General features: G+C 71.0%; 16 protein-coding genes. 9 read left to right on the top strand and 7 right to left on the bottom strand.

Going from position 1 to position 15,170, the window contains the following annotated elements; all coding sequences use genetic code 11:
- Positions 1-285 precede the first annotated feature (285 nt).
- The 3 genes from ACFU97_RS03080 (at position 286) to ACFU97_RS03070 (ending at position 4,112) form a co-directional block, all read left to right on the top strand.
- Entirely contained in the window at positions 286-2,088 is a 1,803-nt protein-coding gene (locus tag ACFU97_RS03080; RefSeq protein ID WP_384250081.1) for a DEAD/DEAH box helicase, read from the top strand.
- Positions 2,089-2,417: 329 nt separating this feature from the next.
- A complete protein-coding gene (locus tag ACFU97_RS03075; protein WP_384250078.1) occupies positions 2,418-3,059 on the top strand; it encodes an IclR family transcriptional regulator in 642 nt (213 codons plus the stop codon).
- A gap of 261 nt (positions 3,060-3,320) precedes the next feature.
- On the top strand, positions 3,321-4,112 hold the full coding sequence (locus tag ACFU97_RS03070; RefSeq protein WP_384250075.1) for a S16 family serine protease: 792 nt from the start codon (positions 3,321-3,323) through the stop codon (positions 4,110-4,112).
- Between the two features lie 45 nt (positions 4,113-4,157).
- Here ACFU97_RS03070 and ACFU97_RS03065 read toward each other — a convergent pair whose 3' ends face one another.
- The 5 genes from ACFU97_RS03065 to ACFU97_RS03045 are packed head-to-tail and all read right to left on the bottom strand — an operon-like array spanning position 4,158 to position 8,326.
- Positions 4,158-5,123 carry a glycine betaine ABC transporter substrate-binding protein gene (locus ACFU97_RS03065; RefSeq protein ID WP_384250073.1) on the bottom strand — a complete coding sequence of 322 codons (966 nt, stop codon included), beginning with the start codon at positions 5,121-5,123 and terminating at the stop codon, positions 4,158-4,160.
- Complete coding sequence (locus ACFU97_RS03060) at positions 5,120-5,938, bottom strand: ABC transporter permease (RefSeq protein WP_384250070.1); 819 nt, start codon at positions 5,936-5,938, stop codon at positions 5,120-5,122. The genes ACFU97_RS03065 and ACFU97_RS03060 overlap by 4 nt, the downstream gene beginning before the upstream one ends.
- Complete coding sequence (locus ACFU97_RS03055; RefSeq protein WP_384250068.1) at positions 5,935-7,185, bottom strand: betaine/proline/choline family ABC transporter ATP-binding protein; 1,251 nt, start codon at positions 7,183-7,185, stop codon at positions 5,935-5,937. The genes ACFU97_RS03060 and ACFU97_RS03055 overlap by 4 nt, the downstream gene beginning before the upstream one ends.
- Entirely contained in the window at positions 7,178-7,825 is a 648-nt protein-coding gene (locus ACFU97_RS03050; RefSeq protein WP_384250065.1) for an ABC transporter permease, read from the bottom strand. The genes ACFU97_RS03055 and ACFU97_RS03050 overlap by 8 nt, the downstream gene beginning before the upstream one ends.
- A 21-nt stretch (positions 7,826-7,846) precedes the next feature.
- The gene (locus ACFU97_RS03045) at positions 7,847-8,326 is read right to left on the bottom strand and encodes an Lrp/AsnC family transcriptional regulator (protein WP_384250063.1); all 480 of its coding nucleotides are present in this window, start codon (positions 8,324-8,326) and stop codon (positions 7,847-7,849) included.
- 126 nt (positions 8,327-8,452) lie between these two features.
- On the opposite strand from ACFU97_RS03045, the gene hppD reads away from it, so the two are divergent.
- The 5 genes from hppD to nthA all read left to right on the top strand — a co-directional run bounded on the left by hppD (position 8,453) and on the right by nthA (position 11,738).
- Complete coding sequence (gene hppD, locus ACFU97_RS03040) at positions 8,453-9,598, top strand: 4-hydroxyphenylpyruvate dioxygenase (RefSeq protein WP_384250060.1); 1,146 nt, start codon at positions 8,453-8,455, stop codon at positions 9,596-9,598.
- 110 nt (positions 9,599-9,708) lie between these two features.
- Positions 9,709-10,587: a Teichoic acid biosynthesis protein C (Precursor) gene (locus ACFU97_RS03035; RefSeq protein ID WP_384250057.1), complete on the top strand. Its 879-nt coding sequence runs from the start codon at positions 9,709-9,711 to the stop codon at positions 10,585-10,587.
- A gap of 9 nt (positions 10,588-10,596) precedes the next feature.
- Positions 10,597-10,878 (top strand): hypothetical protein, encoded by a 282-nt coding sequence (locus ACFU97_RS03030; protein WP_384250054.1) that lies wholly within the window; start codon positions 10,597-10,599, stop codon positions 10,876-10,878.
- Positions 10,871-11,167, top strand: coding sequence for an SH3-like domain-containing protein (locus ACFU97_RS03025; RefSeq protein WP_384250051.1), 297 nt, complete (start codon positions 10,871-10,873; stop codon positions 11,165-11,167). The genes ACFU97_RS03030 and ACFU97_RS03025 overlap by 8 nt, the downstream gene beginning before the upstream one ends.
- On the top strand, positions 11,157-11,738 hold the full coding sequence (nthA, locus tag ACFU97_RS03020) for a nitrile hydratase subunit alpha (RefSeq protein WP_384250048.1): 582 nt from the start codon (positions 11,157-11,159) through the stop codon (positions 11,736-11,738). Before ACFU97_RS03025 ends, nthA begins: the two co-directional genes overlap by 11 nt.
- 1 nt (position 11,739) lies before the next feature.
- Here the strand turns inward: nthA and ACFU97_RS03015 are convergent, their stop codons facing one another.
- On the bottom strand, positions 11,740-13,197 hold the full coding sequence (locus ACFU97_RS03015; RefSeq protein WP_384250045.1) for a tetratricopeptide repeat protein: 1,458 nt from the start codon (positions 13,195-13,197) through the stop codon (positions 11,740-11,742).
- Positions 13,198-13,289: 92 nt separating this feature from the next.
- Here ACFU97_RS03015 and ACFU97_RS03010 point away from each other — a divergent pair, with 92 nt between their 5' ends.
- Entirely contained in the window at positions 13,290-14,705 is a 1,416-nt protein-coding gene (locus tag ACFU97_RS03010) for an FAD-binding oxidoreductase (protein WP_384250042.1), read from the top strand.
- A 16-nt stretch (positions 14,706-14,721) separates the two neighbouring features.
- Here ACFU97_RS03010 and ACFU97_RS03005 read toward each other — a convergent pair whose 3' ends face one another.
- Entirely contained in the window at positions 14,722-15,135 is a 414-nt protein-coding gene (locus tag ACFU97_RS03005) for an SsgA family sporulation/cell division regulator (protein WP_384250039.1), read from the bottom strand.
- Positions 15,136-15,170 lie beyond the last annotated feature (35 nt).

Below are 15,170 nucleotides of genomic sequence, written 5' to 3'. Positions count from 1 at the left end.
GGATCGACCGTACGGCGGGGCGGGAAGGGGGCTCAAGGGAAACGCGGGGGCCGCAACGGGACTGCCATACGCCGTTCATGAACAGGGCGGCCGGGGCGGTGGGGTGCGGTGTGAAGTAAGTCGCACCCTTGTCCGGTCCGGCCCCGTCCGGGCATGGGTGACGGGGGGCCGCCGGTAGGGTGGCCCGGTTGTCATACGTAGCCGAGAGACCCCGTAAGCGAGAGATCCCGTAGCCGAGAGCCCTCTCGTCGTAACGAGCCGCCCGACCCCATATCCCCGGAGACCGTGACTACCACCGCCGCCAGCTCTGCCTCGCACTCCCACCACCTCTCTCCCGCCTTCCCCGGCCGCGCCCCCTGGGGCACCGCCAGCAAGCTGCGTGCCTGGCAGCAGGGGGCGATGGAGAAGTACATCCAGGAGCAGCCGCGTGACTTCCTCGCGGTCGCGACCCCGGGCGCCGGGAAGACGACCTTCGCGCTGACCCTCGCCTCCTGGCTGCTGCACCACCACGTCGTGCAGCAGGTGACCGTGGTCGCGCCGACCGAGCACCTGAAGAAGCAGTGGGCGGAGGCGGCGGCGCGGATAGGGATCAAGCTCGACCCCGAGTACAGCGCCGGACCGCTCGGCAAGGACTACCAGGGCGTGGCCGTCACGTACGCCGGCGTCGGGGTGCGGCCCATGCTGCACCGCAACCGCGTGGAGCAGCGCAAGACCCTCGTCATCCTCGACGAGATCCACCACGCCGGTGACTCCAAGTCCTGGGGCGAGGCCTGCCTCGAGGCCTTCGAGCCCGCCACCCGGCGGCTCGCGCTCACCGGTACGCCGTTCCGCTCCGACACCAACCCGATCCCCTTCGTCGTGTACGAAGAGGGCAACGACGGGATCCGGCGCTCCGCCGCCGACTACACGTACGGCTACGGCAGCGCGCTGACCGACGGGGTCGTGCGCCCCGTCATCTTCCTCTCCTACAGCGGCAACATGCGCTGGCGCACCAAGGCCGGCGACGAGATCGCCGCCCGGCTCGGCGAGCCGATGACCAAGGACGCCGTCAGCCAGGCCTGGCGCACCGCGCTCGACCCGCGCGGCGAGTGGATGCCGAGCGTGCTGCGCGCCGCCGACCAGCGGCTGACCGAGGTCCGCAAGGGCATCCCGGACGCCGGCGCCCTCGTCATCGCCTCCGACCAGGACTCCGCCCGCGCCTACGCCAAGCTCATCCGTGAGATCACCGGCAGCAAGGCGACGCTCGTCCTGTCCGACGACGCGGGCGCGTCCAAGCGGATCGACGACTTCAGCGGCAGCAACGACCGGTGGATGGTCGCCGTCCGGATGGTGTCCGAGGGCGTCGACGTGCCCCGCCTCGCGGTCGGGGTCTACGCCACCACCATCTCCACGCCGCTGTTCTTCGCCCAGGCCGTCGGCCGTTTCGTACGGTCCAGGCGCCGCGGCGAGACCGCCTCCGTCTTCCTGCCCACCGTCCCCGACCTCCTCACGTTCGCCAACGAGATGGAGGTCGAGCGCGACCACGCCCTCGACAAGCCGAAGAAGGAGGGCGAGGAGGACCCGTACGCCGAGTCCGAGCAGGAGATGGAGGAGGCGAACAAGGAGCAGGACGAGGACACCGGCGAGCAGGAGCAGTTCGCCTTCGAGGCGCTGGAGTCCGAGGCGGTCTTCGACCGCGTCCTCTACGACGGCGCCGAGTTCGGCATGCAGGCCCACCCGGGGAGCGAGGAGGAGCAGGACTACCTCGGCATCCCCGGCCTCCTCGAACCCGACCAGGTGCAGCTGCTGCTGCAGAAGCGGCAGGCGCGGCAGATCGCGCACAGCCGCAAGAAGCCGGACACCGAGGCCGACCTGCTCGAACTGCCCGCCGAGCGCCGGCCGGTCGTCTCGCACAAGGAGATGATGGAGCTGCGCAAGCAGCTCAACACGATGGTGAGCGCCTACGTCCATCAGAGCGGCAAGCCGCACGGGGTCATCCACACCGAGCTGCGGCGCACCTGCGGCGGACCGCCGAGCGCCGAGGCCACGGCGGGGCAGCTGAAGCAGCGGATCGCCAAGGTGCAGGAGTGGGCGACGCGGATGCGCTGACCCGGCGCACGCCTGGTCAGGGGGGCGCAGCATCCTGGTGCAGCCGCTTGTTGCGCCCCGTACGAATCACGACATACGGACGTAGTCCGGCCCTGGTGGTGCCCGGATTCTGGACGGAGCCTTCCGCTGAGCGAACTCGTTTCGCTAGTGTCCCGCTACGCAAACGCCCCGTGGCAGAGCCGCCGCGGAGCGCAGCCGTGAAGCGACGCGGCTCGGTACAGGCCGGGCCGCCGGCCGATCGGCGGCCTCTGTGCGCGTCACTGACGGGACTCGGTGACGCACCGCCGCGTGGAGGTCCGCCGACCTCACCACTTGGAGGAGTGGGCGTCGTGACCGCGGAGACCTCTCAGACGCTCGACCGGGGACTGCGTGTCCTCAAGCTGCTGGCCGACACCGACCACGGGCTGACCGTCACCGAGCTTTCCCATCGACTGGGCGTGAACCGGACCGTGGTGTACCGGTTGCTGGCCACGCTCGAACAACATGCCCTGGTACGACGGGACTTGGGCGGCCGCGCCCGGGTGGGACTCGGCGTGCTGCGACTGGGCCGCCAGGTGCATCCGCTGGTGCGGGAGGCCGCGCTGCCGGCGCTCCGGTCGCTGGCCGAGGACATCGGGGCGACCGCGCATCTCACGCTCGTCGACGGGACGGACGCGTTGGCCGTGGCCGTCGTCGAGCCGACCTGGACCGACTACCACGTGGCCTACCGGGCCGGGTTCCGGCATCCCCTGGACCGGGGCGCCGCGGGCAAGGCGATCCTCGCCGCGCGCGCCAGGCCGGTGGAGGAGCCGGGCTACACCCTTACGCACGGGGAGCTGGAGGCGGGCGCCAGCGGGGCGGCCGCGCCGCTGCTGGGGGTCACGGGCGTCGAGGGCAGCGTCGGCGTGGTGATGCTCGCCGACGCGGTTCCGGAACGGGTGGGCCCCCGGGTGGTCGACGCCGCGAAGGAGGTCGCGGAAGCGCTGCGCTAGGACTTTGTCGGTCTGGCGGACGGCACGGTCCGGTCACGCTTCGGCCGTAGGTGCCGTCCGCGGGCCGTTTCGGGCACCTCCCTCAAACGGCCGTTCGGCGACCGGGGGAGAACCGGGGCTCCGGTGAACCGCCGCTCGGCGGCCGTGAGCCATCCGCGCGCCCGTCCCGCGGGGGCTCCCCCGAAGCGGTCTTTCGCGGGGAGACTGTAGGTGAGTGGACCGGCACCTGGCCGGATGTCGTCGTCACGTTAGATTGATCCCGTGCTCTCACGCCTCACACGCCCCCAGGCCCTCGCCGTATACGCGCTGCCCGTCGTGGCCCTGATCGCCACGACGGTGTTCGCGCCGCTGCCCTTCTCGCTGGCGCAGCCCGGTATGACGGCGAACGTGCTCGGGGAGAACGCGGGCACCCCCGTGATCACGATCTCGGGTGCGAAGACCCGCGCGACCAGCGGGCAGCTGCGGATGACCACGATCGAGGCGACCAGCCCGGACACGCATGTGTCGCTGGGCGACGTGGTCAGCGCCTGGTTCGCCACCGACCGGGCGGTCCTGCCGCGCGACTCGGTCTATCCGAGCGGTGACACCACCAAGCAGATCGAGGAGCACAACCGCGCGCAGATGAAGGAGTCGCAGGACGCGGCGACGCAGGCCGCGCTGGACTATCTGCACCTCGGCTCCGACAAGATCAAGGTCACGCTGAAGCTGGCGGACGTGGGCGGTCCGAGCGCCGGGCTGCTGTTCACGCTCGGCATCATCGACAAGCTGGACGGCAACGGCAGCGGCGGCGACCTCACGGGCGGCCGCACCGTCGCCGGTACGGGCACCATCAGCGACGACGGGACGGTGGGCGCGGTCGGCGGCGTGGCGCTGAAGACGCAGGCGGCGCACCGGGACGGGGCGACCGTGTTCCTGGTGCCGAAGGCCGAGTGCTCCGACGCCAAGTCCGAGTTGCCGAAGGGGCTGCGGCTGATCCCGGTGAAGACGCTGGACGGCGCGGTGGACTCCCTGGTCGCCCTGGAAACCGGCAAGGGCTCCGTCCCCTCCTGCTGAACCGCTCCCTCCTGCTGACGGAGCCCTGCAGCCCGTACGGCCTGCTCAGCCCGACTTCACCAGGCCCTCCTGCTTCATCCAGTCCAGCGCCACCTGGTGCGGGTCCTGCCCGTCGACGTCGACCTTCGCGTTGAGCGTCTGCGCGACGTCGTTGTTGAGCTTCTTCGTGACCGGGTTGAGGACCTGGGCGATCGCCGGCCACTTCTTCAGCGCCTTCGTGTTGATCATCGGCGCGACGTTGTAGTTGGGGAAGAAGCTCTTGTCGTCCTCCATCACCACCAGGTTCATCGACTTGATGCGCCCGTCGGTGGTGAACACTTCGCCGTAGGTGCACTTCCCCTTCGCCACCTGGGTGTAGATGATCCCGGTGTCCATCTGCGTGATGTTCTTCGCCGGGACGCTCATCCCGTACGCCTTCTCCATTCCCGGCAGCCCGTCCGCCCGGTTGGCGAACTCGCCCTCCACGCACAGGGTCACGGCGCCCGGGTCCTTCTTGGCCAGCGCCGCCACGTCGGACAGCGTCCTGGTGCCGTACTTCTTGTAGTTGGCCTGGTTCATGGCCAGCGCGTAGGTGTTGTCGAGCTTGGAGGGCGGCAGCCAGGTCACGCCGTTCTTCAGGTCGGCGGCGCGCACGGCCTCCCACTGCTTCTGCGGGTCGGTGATCGGCTTGCTGTTGCCGAGGTAGGTGATCCAGGCCGTGCCCGTGTACTCGTAACCGGCGTCCGCCTCACCGGACTTGACCGCCTCCCGGGAGCCGATGGACCCCTGGATGCCGGTGCGGTCGACGACGTCGGCGCCGGCCGCCTGGAAGGCGATGCCCATGATCGCGCCGAGGATCAGCTGCTCGGTGAACTCCTTGGAGGTGACGGTCAGATGGGCGCCCTTGAGGGGCTCGCCCCCGCCGATCGTGCCGGGCTGTACGGAGTCGGTCATGGGGGAGCCGCTCTGCAGGCCGCAGCCGGACGCGGCTACCAGCACGCCGGCCAGCAGCAGGCCCGTGGCCCGTCTCATGCCTCCACCTCCAACCCGCGCGGCCGCAGCAGGAGTTCGGCCAGCGAGGCGAGCCAGTCCACCAGGAGCGCCAGGACGACGGTGAGGATGGAGCCCAGCATCAGCACCGGCATGCGCTGGTTGGTGATGCCGGTGGTGATCAGCACCCCGAGGCCGCCGCCCCCGCCGAAGGTGGCCAGGGTCGAGGTGCCGACGTTCAGGACCAGGGCGGTGCGGACACCGGCGAGGATCAGCGGGACGGCCAGCGGCAGTTCGACCCTGCGCAGCACGTCGAGCGCGGACATGCCGATGCCGCGGGCGGCCTCCAGCAGCGTCGGGTCGTTCGCCTTCAGGCCGGTGATGGTGTTCGACAGCACGGGCAGGATCGCGTAGACGATGATGCCGATCAGGGCCGCCTTCGTGCCGGTGCCGAGCCAGATCACCAGCAGAGCCAGCAGGCCGAGCGCCGGGGTCGCCTGGCCCATGTTGGCGATCGTCATGGCCACCGGGGTCGCCTTCCGGAAGGCCTTGCGGGTGAGCAGGATGCCCAGCGGGATCGCGATGATCAGCACGAAGAAGGTGGAGATCACGGTCAGCTTGATCGACTGCCACAGGGCCTTGGAGACCTGGCCGTTGGAGAGGGCGTTCTCGGAGATCGGGTCGAGGTCGGCCTGCCGGAACCACAGCCAGGTGGCGAGCAGGACGGCGACGATCACCGTGGGCAGGAAGGTCAGCTTCCGCCAGGTGATGCGCGCCTTCGGGCGTTGCGGCGGACGCGGCGTCTGCGTGCCGGTCTCCTCCCGCACCTCCGGCTCGTCCAGCTCGGGGGTGGTCACGCCTTCACCACCCCTCCGGGTCCCTCCTGCTCGGCGTGGGTCTGGGCGGAGCGCGTCTCCTCCAGCTCGTGCTGGTGCTCCAGCGCCTCGAGCCGGTCGGCCTCCAGCAGCTCGTGCACGGAGTTCATCAGGGTCTCCATGTCGACGACGCCCTCGTAGGCGCCACGCCGTCCGGTGACCGCGACGCGCCCGGCGTTGTCGGTCAGCACGGCCTCCAGCGCGTCGCGCAGGGTCGCGTCCCGGGTCACCGTGTCGCTGACCAGCGTGCCCGCCCGGGCGAGCGAGCCGCGGGCGCGCATCAGGTCGCCGCGTCTGAGCCACTTGTAGGGGCGGTGGCGCTTGTCGAGGAGCAGGATCTCGTTGGTGCCGCTGCTGCGCAGCCGGTTGAAGATCTCCTGGAGCGGGTCGTCGAGGGTGACGGTCGGGTAGTCGGTGATCTCGACGTCCCGTACGCGGGTGAGGTTCAGCCGCTTCAGGGCCGCCCCCGCGCCCACGAACCCGGACACGAAGTCGTCGGCCGGGTTGGTGAGGATCGCCTCCGGGGTGTCGAACTGCGCGATGTGCGAGCGTTCGCGCAGGACCGCGATGCGGTCGCCGAGCTTGATCGCCTCGTCGAAGTCGTGCGTGACGAACACGATCGTCTTGTGCAGCTCGTGCTGCAGCCGGATCAGCTCGTCCTGGAGGTGGTCGCGGGTGATCGGGTCGACCGCGCCGAACGGCTCGTCCATCAGCAGCACCGGCGGATCGGCGGACAGCGCCCGCGCCACGCCCACGCGCTGCTGCTGGCCGCCCGACAGCTGGCGCGGATAGCGCCCGTGGAACTCGCCCGGGTCGAGGCCGACGAGGTCCAGCAGCTCCTCGACCCGCGTCCTGATGCGGGCCTTCGGCCAGCCGACCATCTTCGGTACGAGGGCGATGTTCTGGGCGACCGTCATGTGCGGGAAGAGCCCGGCGGACTGGATGGCGTAGCCGATCTTGCGGCGCAGCTTCACCGGGTCCATGTCGGTGACGTCCTCGCCGCCGATGCGGATGCGGCCGCCGGTCGGCTCGATCAGCCGGTTGATCATCTTCAGGGTCGTGGACTTCCCGCAGCCGGACGGGCCGACGAAGATGACGATCTCGCCCGCCTTGATCTCCATGGAGACGTTGTCGACCGCGGGCGCGGGGCTGCCCGGGTACTGCTTGGAGAGGTTGTCGAGCTCGATGGTCGCCCCGGTGGCGGCCGGGCCGGCAGAGGTGTCAGGCACGGATCCCCCTGGAGATGGTCAGCCGTCCGATCAGGACGTACGCGGCGTCGAACAGCAGCGCAAGGATGACGATCCCCAGCGTGCCCGCGAGGACCTGGTTCAGGGCGTTCTTGCTGCCCAGGGAGCCGATGCCGCGGAAGATCTCGTTGCCGAGGCCGGGCCCGGAGGCGTAGGCGGCGATCGCGGCGATGCCCATCAGCATCTGTGTGGCGATCCGGATGCCGGTCAGGATCGGCGGCCAGGCGAGCGGCAGCTCGATGCGCACCAGCCGCGCCGGCCGCGACATCCCGATGCCCCGCGCCGCGTCCACCAGGGAGGCGTCGACGCCGCGCAGTCCGACGATCGCGTTGCGCACGATGGGCAGCAGCCCGTACAGGGTCAGCGCGATGACCGTGGGCGCGACGCCCAGGCCCACGAGCGGGATGAGCAGGCCGATCATGGCGAGCGACGGGATGGTCAGGAGGGTCGAGGTGGTCACGGTCGCAAGGCTCGCGGCCCACTCGGTGCGGTAGGTGACGACCCCGATCAGCACGCCGAGGACGGTCGCCACGACCATGCACTGGAAGACGGCGCTGGCGTGCTGGTAGGCGTCCGTGAGCAGCTGCTGGTGACGACTGCTCAGATACTCCCAGAAGCTCACGCGCGCTCACCCCAGGATCGGCTAGGTCCGCTCCGGTTCCTCCGCCGCCTGCTCCACCAACGGGATGATCCGCAGCGGAACGGGATTTTCCATGACGATAGCGGTGGCAGCCCGGACAATGCCATCAAACCCGACAACCCGGTCGATGACCCGCTGGAGATCGGCGTTGGAGCGGGCCACCAGGCGGCAGAGCATGTCCCCGCTGCCGGTGGTGGTGTGCAGTTCCAGCACCTCGGGCACGGTCGCCAAGTGGGCCCGTACGTCCGGCCCTTGGCCCTGCCGGATCTGCAGGGTGGCGAAGGCGGTGACCGGGTATCCGAGCGCGGCCGGATCCACCTGGGGGCCGAAGCCGCGGATGACGCCATTCGACTGAAGCCGGTCCAGCCGGGCCTGCACCGTCCCGCGGGCCACTCCGAGTCGCCGGGACATCTCCAGCACCCCGATCCGCGGCTCCCGTGCCAGCAGCACGATGATCCGGCCGTCCAGCTGGTCGATCGCCACATCAGCCTCCCGATCGAGTGGTCATCCTGTACAGAAAGACCGCGGATACGCGTCCCTCGCCGAGCAGATTGCCCAGCAATTTCGCAAACTATTGCGCACCTTGCGTACGCAGGCCAGGCTGCCGCTATGACGCAGACCACACACCACACTCCCGACACCGCCCGGCAGGCCGACCCCTTCCCGGTCAAGGGAATGGACGCGGTCGTCTTCGCCGTGGGCAACGCCAAGCAGGCGGCGCACTACTACTCCAGCGCCTTCGGCATGCAGCTGGTCGCCTACTCCGGACCGGAGAACGGCAGCCGCGAGACCGCGAGCTACGTCCTGGAGAACGGCTCCGCCCGCTTCGTGTTCACCTCGGTGATCAAGCCCGCCACCACCTGGGGCCACTTCCTGGCGCAGCACGTGGCCGAGCACGGCGACGGCGTCGTCGACCTCGCCATCGAGGTCCCGGACGCCCGCGCCGCCTACACCTACGCAATCGAGCACGGTGCCCGCTCGGTGGCCGAGCCCTACGAGATGAAGGACGAGCACGGCACGGTCGTGCTCGCCGCGATCGCCACCTACGGCGAGACCCGCCACACCCTCGTCGAGCGCTCCGGCTACGACGGCCCGTACCTGCCCGGCTTCGTCGCCGCGGCGCCGATCGTCGAGCCGCCCGCCCACCGCACCTTCCAGGCGGTCGACCACTGCGTCGGCAACGTCGAGCTCGGCAGGATGAACGAGTGGGTCGGCTTCTACAACAAGGTCATGGGCTTCACGAACATGAAGGAGTTCGTGGGCGACGACATCGCCACCGAGTACAGCGCGCTGATGTCGAAGGTGGTGGCCGACGGCACGCTCAAGGTGAAGTTCCCGATCAACGAGCCCGCCGTCGCCAAGAAGAAGTCCCAGATCGACGAGTACCTGGAGTTCTACGGCGGCGCGGGCGTGCAGCACATCGCGCTCAACACCGGCGACATCGTGCAGACGGTCCGCACGATGCGCGCGGCCGGCGTGGAGTTCCTCAACACCCCGGACTCCTACTACGACACCCTCGGCGAGTGGGTCGGCGACACCCGGGTGCCCGTCGAGACGCTGCGCGAGCTGAAGATCCTGGCCGACCGTGACGAGGACGGCTACCTGCTGCAGATCTTCACCAAGCCGGTCCAGGACCGCCCGACCGTCTTCTTCGAGATCATCGAGCGGCACGGCTCGATGGGCTTCGGCAAGGGCAACTTCAAGGCCCTGTTCGAGGCGATCGAGCGGGAGCAGGAGAAGCGCGGCAACCTGTGAGGCCGACGGCGGACCTGTGAGCTCGTAGAGCTTGCAACCATTGAACGGACCTTGACAACCTCATGTCCTGTGGGTGCCGCGCGGGCATCCACAGGACAGTGGGGGGACCGGTGTCCGCTGCGATCAACCTCGCCGTGCCGTCCAGGCGCTGGCTCTGGCAGAAGGCCACGCTCAAGGAGCCGACGGTGCTCCAGTCGTTCGCCTTCGACGAGCCGGCCGAGCGCCTCTACGTCCTCCAGGTCACCGCCACCGGTCACGCCGCCGGCGACCTGTGCCTCAACCAGCTCGACTACACAGGCCGGTTGCTCGGCCACATGTATCTCAGACGGTTCGGCCACGGCGTCAGCATCGGCGTCCAGCGCGACGCCAAGGACGGCAGCACCTGGATCTGGACCGAGGCCGACGCCGCGAACGGCTTCGGCCAGGGCGTCGCCCGCTTCCACTTCAGGAACGGTGCCGTGCGCACCCGTTCGCAGGTCGCCGTCCGCCACCCGGTGCCGGACTCGATCAACAACCAGCCGTCGGTGTGCATGACGTCCGGGCGCATCGCCGTCCGCTACCGCGACAAGGCCAACCGGCCGCGCTACCGCGTCTGGGCCCTCGACGCCTTCGTGGCCGGCCATTACACCGACCCGGTCACCGACATCGCCCAGGTGGGCGCGCACCCCGACCCGGCCGTCCCGTTCCAGGGGTACGCCCTGCACGGCGACGTCATCTACCAGGTCGCCGGCTCGGCCTACGACGCGCGGACCAACCCGGCGGCGGGGCGCGGCAACGCCTACCTCTCCAGCGTCTCCCTGTCCGGCGGCGAGCTCCTCCAGCAGGAGCGCACCGTCGCCGGGTACCAGCTCAGCCACCGCGAGCCGGAGGGCGTGGCCGTGCGCGGCGGCGCCGACCCGAAGGTCTACTTCGGCCTGGCGTCGGGGGCGGTGGGCTCGCGCCGTTTCTCGATCCTCGTCAAGGACGACGCCGCGGCGGCCCGGCCGTAGGCTTGCCGCATGGCCAGGATCAACGACGTGGGCGGCTTCCAGGGCTTCGGCGCGATCGACATCAGCGAGGACGCGGAACCCTTCCACGCGGACTGGGAGGCGCGCGTGGTCGGGCTCGTCAACGCCCTGCGCGCCCAGGGGATCTTCAACACCAACGAGTTCCGGGACGCGATCGAGTCGATGCCGCCGTCGGAGTACCTCTCGACGTCGTACTACGAGCGCTGGTTCCTCGCCGTGCGCACGCTGCTGGAGCGCAAGGGCGTGCTCAGGCCGGGTGAACTCGATGACTGACCGCTTCCCGCCGGGCACGGCCGTTCGCACCTACCGCCACGACCCGCCGCACCACACCCGCCTGCCGCGCTACGCCCGCGGCAAGCGGGGCGTCGTCGTCGAGCCGGAGGGCCCGGCCGAACTCGCCGACGTCAGCGCGCAGGGCCGCGGGGACGCGCCCGTCGAGCAGATCTACGCCGTCCGGTTCGCGGCCCGCGACCTGTGGGGCGAGGGCGACCACCACGTCGTACTGGATCTGTGGGAAAGCTATCTGGAAGCCGACGAAGAGGATGCGGCCGATGAGCGGTGACCACGCGGACGCGACGATCGCGCGGCGGGTGCGGCGGCTGGAGACGCTGCTGGAGGAGAAGGGCGTGCTCTCCGGCGCCCGGCTCGACGAGGTCATCGACGCCTCGCTGTCCGGGGCGTCGCCCGCGAACGGTGCGCGGGTCGTCGCCCGGGCCTGGACCGACCCGGAGTTCAGGGCGCGTCTGCTCGCGGACGGCACCGCGGCCGTGCGCGAACTCGGCTTCATGGAGGGCTCGTACCAGCGCCTGCGGGTCGTCGAGAACACGCGGACGACGCACAACGTCATCGTCTGCACCCTCTGCTCCTGCTACCCGCTGCGACTGCTCGGCCCGTCCCCGAGCTGGTACAAGTCCGAGGCCTACCGCTCCCGTGTGGTGCGCGAACCCCGGGCCGTGCTGGCCGAGTTCGGCGTCGAGCTGCCCGCGGACACGGAGATCACGGTGTGGGACTCCAGCGCCGAGACCCGCTACATGGTCCTGCCGCGCCGCCCGGAGGGCACGGACGGCCTGGGGGAGGAGCAGCTGGCCGCGCTCGTCACCCGCAACGCCCTGATCGGCACCGCCGCGGTCTGACTCAACGGGTCCGCCGCGGCGCCTTGCCGTCCTCGTCGTCCTTGCCCGGCGTCCGCGTGGGCACCGGCTCGTCGGGCGGCGCACCGAGCACGGCGAGCGCCTGCCGGGCCTGCGGCACGGCGAGCGGCGAGAAGTACGGGTTGATGCGCAGCGCCTCCTGAAGGTGCCGCCGCGCGGGCGCGGACAGGTCCAGCGCCTGCTCGATCATGCCCCGGTGGTAGGAGTACGGCGCACTGCGGACGCCGCCCCCGTGCGCCCGGTCCGTCGCGATCGTGGCGAACTTCAGCGCCTGCTTGTCGTCGCCGGCCCGGTGCAGCGCCCACCCCAGCGCGTCGGCCACGTCGATCCCCGGCTGCCGCTGCCACTCCGCGCGCAGCCGGCGCACGGCCACCTGCGCGTCCCCGTGGTCGGCCTCGAAGATCCCGAGCACCAGCTCGTCGTCCATCCCGCCCGCCGCGTCGTCCGCCGCCCGGGTGCGCAGCAGGTCGTACTCCACCCGGGCCGCCTGCTCCAGCCCCAGCGACTCGTACAACTCGCCCAGTTCCAGGGCGTACTGAGGACACGGCTGCTTGTCGAGCGCCACCCGGTAGGCGTTCAGCGCCTCCGTCGTGCGGCCCAGCGCGGCCAGCGTCCGCCCCTGCCCGGCCTGCGCCGCCCGCTGGTCCGGGTCGAGGCGCACCGCCGCCTGGAAGCGCCGCAGGGCCTCGTCCAGATCCCCGCGCTCCCAGGCCAGCTGCCCGGCCCGCTCCAGATACGCCGCCTGCTCGGCGGGCTGGGCCGCGGCCGCCGCCGCGTCCGAGAGGGCGGCCGCCGCGTCCTCGCGATAGCCCCGGTCGCGGTAGACGGCCGCGGCGACCCCCTGCACCGCCGCCCCGGTGTGCAGGTCCAGCAGCCGGTCCAGCGTCCGCTTGGCCGCCTTGTAGTCCCCGAGCCCGGTGTAGGCGTCGATCAGCGGCGGATACGCCGTCCAGCGCTTCGCGTCGAGCTTCAGCGCCGCCTCGCCCCAGGACCGCGCCGACCGGAAGTCGCGGCGCGCGTTCGCCAGGACCGCCAGGCCGTCCAGCGCGGCCGGGTTCCGCGGCAGCACGGCCAGCGAGGTGCGCAGGGCCTTCTCGGCGCGCGGGTAGTTCCCGGCGTCCGCCGTGCGCCGCCCCTGCTCGACGTAGGCCGCGCCGAGCACCGCCCACGACCGCGCGTCCCGGGGATGCGTGCGCAGCAGGGCCTCGCGCTCGCCGATCAGCGTCGCCAGCTCGGGCAGCCCGGCCGGCACGCCCGCGGTGACCGCCGTCAGCGCCTGCGCGCCCGGCGCCGGCGCGGCCGGCGGGCGCTCGGCGGACCGCTGCCAGGGCCACAGGGTCAGCGTCCCGCCGAGCACGGCGCACCCCATGACGGCGGCGACCAGCACCCGCCGGCCTCTTCCGCCCCGCGCCCGGCCGGCGGCCTCCGCTTGCTTCTCCATGGCGATCACTGTGCGTCAGTACGACGAACACCTCACGGCTTACGTCCAGTGCCGTGGACGGGGTTCACACCGATGGCCCCGGGTGCGAACCTGTGATCATGAGCCGTATCGAAGCGCGTCGCGATGAGGACACAGCTGTGAACGGAAACCTCGTCGACCGGCTCCTGGCCGGTCTGCCCGCCGAGGCCGTCCTGACCGACCCGGACATCACGGTCTCCTACGCCAACGACATGGCCAGCTTCTGCCCGGCCGGCGCCCCGGCGGTGGTCGTGCTGCCGCGCACGGTCGAGCAGGTGCAGCACGTGATGCGCGTCGCCACCGAGCTGCGCGTGCCGGTCGTTCCGCAGGGCGCCCGCACCGGGCTGTCGGGCGGCGCCAACGCCTCCGACGGCTGCATCGTGCTGTCGCTGACGAAGATGGACAGGATCCTCGAGATCAACCCGGTCGACCGCATCGCCGTGGTGGAGCCGGGCGTCATCAACGCCGTCCTGTCCCGCGCGGTCGGCGAGCACGGCCTGTACTACCCGCCGGACCCCTCCAGCTGGGAGATGTGCACCATCGGCGGCAACATCGGGACGGCCTCGGGCGGCCTGTGCTGCGTGAAGTACGGGGTCACCGCCGAGTACGTGCTCGGCCTGGAGGTGGTGCTGGCCGACGGACGGCTGATGTCCACCGGCCGCCGTACGGCCAAGGGCGTCGCCGGCTACGACCTCACCCGTCTCTTCGTCGGCTCCGAGGGCTCGCTGGGCATCGTCGTCCGGGCCATCCTGGCGCTCAGGCCGCAGCCGCCGCAGCAGCTGGTGCTGGCGGCCGAGTTCGCGTCGGCGGCCGCCGCCTGCGACGCGGTGTGCCGGATCATGGCGGGCGGCCATGTGCCGTCCCTGCTGGAGCTCATGGACCGCACGACGGTCAAGGCGGTCAACGACATGGCGCAGATGGGCCTGCCGGAGACCACCGAGGCCCTGCTGCTCGCCGCCTTCGACACCCCCGACCCGGCCGCCGACCTGGCCGCCGTCGGCGAGCTGTGCGAGGCGGCGGGCGCCACCCAGGTCGTCCCCGCCGACGACTTCGCCGAGTCCGAACTGCTGCTCCAGGCGCGGCGGTTGTCGCTCACCGCGCTGGAGGCCGTCAGCGGCACCACGATGATCGACGACGTGTGCGTGCCCCGGTCCCGGCTCGCCGACATGCTCGAGGGCACCGAGCGGATCGCCGAGAAGTACCAGCTGACCATCGGGGTCGTCGCGCACGCGGGCGACGGCAACACGCACCCGACGGTCTGCTTCGACGCGGCCGACCCCGAGGAGTCCCGGCGCGCCCGCGAGTCCTTCGACGAGATCATGGCCCTCGGTCTGGAGCTCGGCGGCACGATCACCGGGGAGCACGGCGTGGGCGTTCTGAAGAAGGAGTGGCTGGCGCGCGAGATCGGCCCGGTGGGGGTGGAGATGCAGCGGCAGATCAAGCGGGTCTTCGATCCGCTGGACATCCTGAACCCGGGCAAGCTGTTCTGATCCGGCCCCGCAGGCGTCACTGGGCGAGCAGCTGATCGAGCGCGTCGTCGATCCCCAGCTGCTCGCCCTCAGTCCCCGGGGGCACCACCCGCAGCGTCCGCTCCAGCCAGGCCGAGACCTGGGCGGCCGGTGCCTCCAGCAGGGCGTCACCGTCGGGTGAACTCAGCGCCATCAGGACGACGCTGCGGCCGTCCGACTTGGCCGGCCACACCCGCACGTCCCCGGTTCCGCACGGCCGGAACACCCCCTCCACCAGCAGGTCGCGGGAGAAGGTCCAGAACACGGGGCTCTCGGAGTTGATGTGGAAGGTGACGTGGACGGCGTACGGGTCGTCGGTGCGGTAGCTCAGCCGGGCCGGGACCGGGACGCTGCGCCCCGGGGACAGGATCAGTCTGAGCTCCAGTTCGCGTTCCACCACGGTGTAGTGCATGGCGTGCGGTTCCTCTCTCGGGCAGGTGTACGGGC

It is taken from the genome of Streptomyces sp. NPDC057616, from assembly GCF_042800575.1.
In the GTDB taxonomy this organism is placed as follows: Bacteria; Actinomycetota; Actinomycetes; order Streptomycetales; family Streptomycetaceae; genus Streptomyces.
The sequence above is the reverse complement of the archived record's forward strand: the minus strand, read 5'-3'. Positions and strand labels throughout refer to the sequence as shown.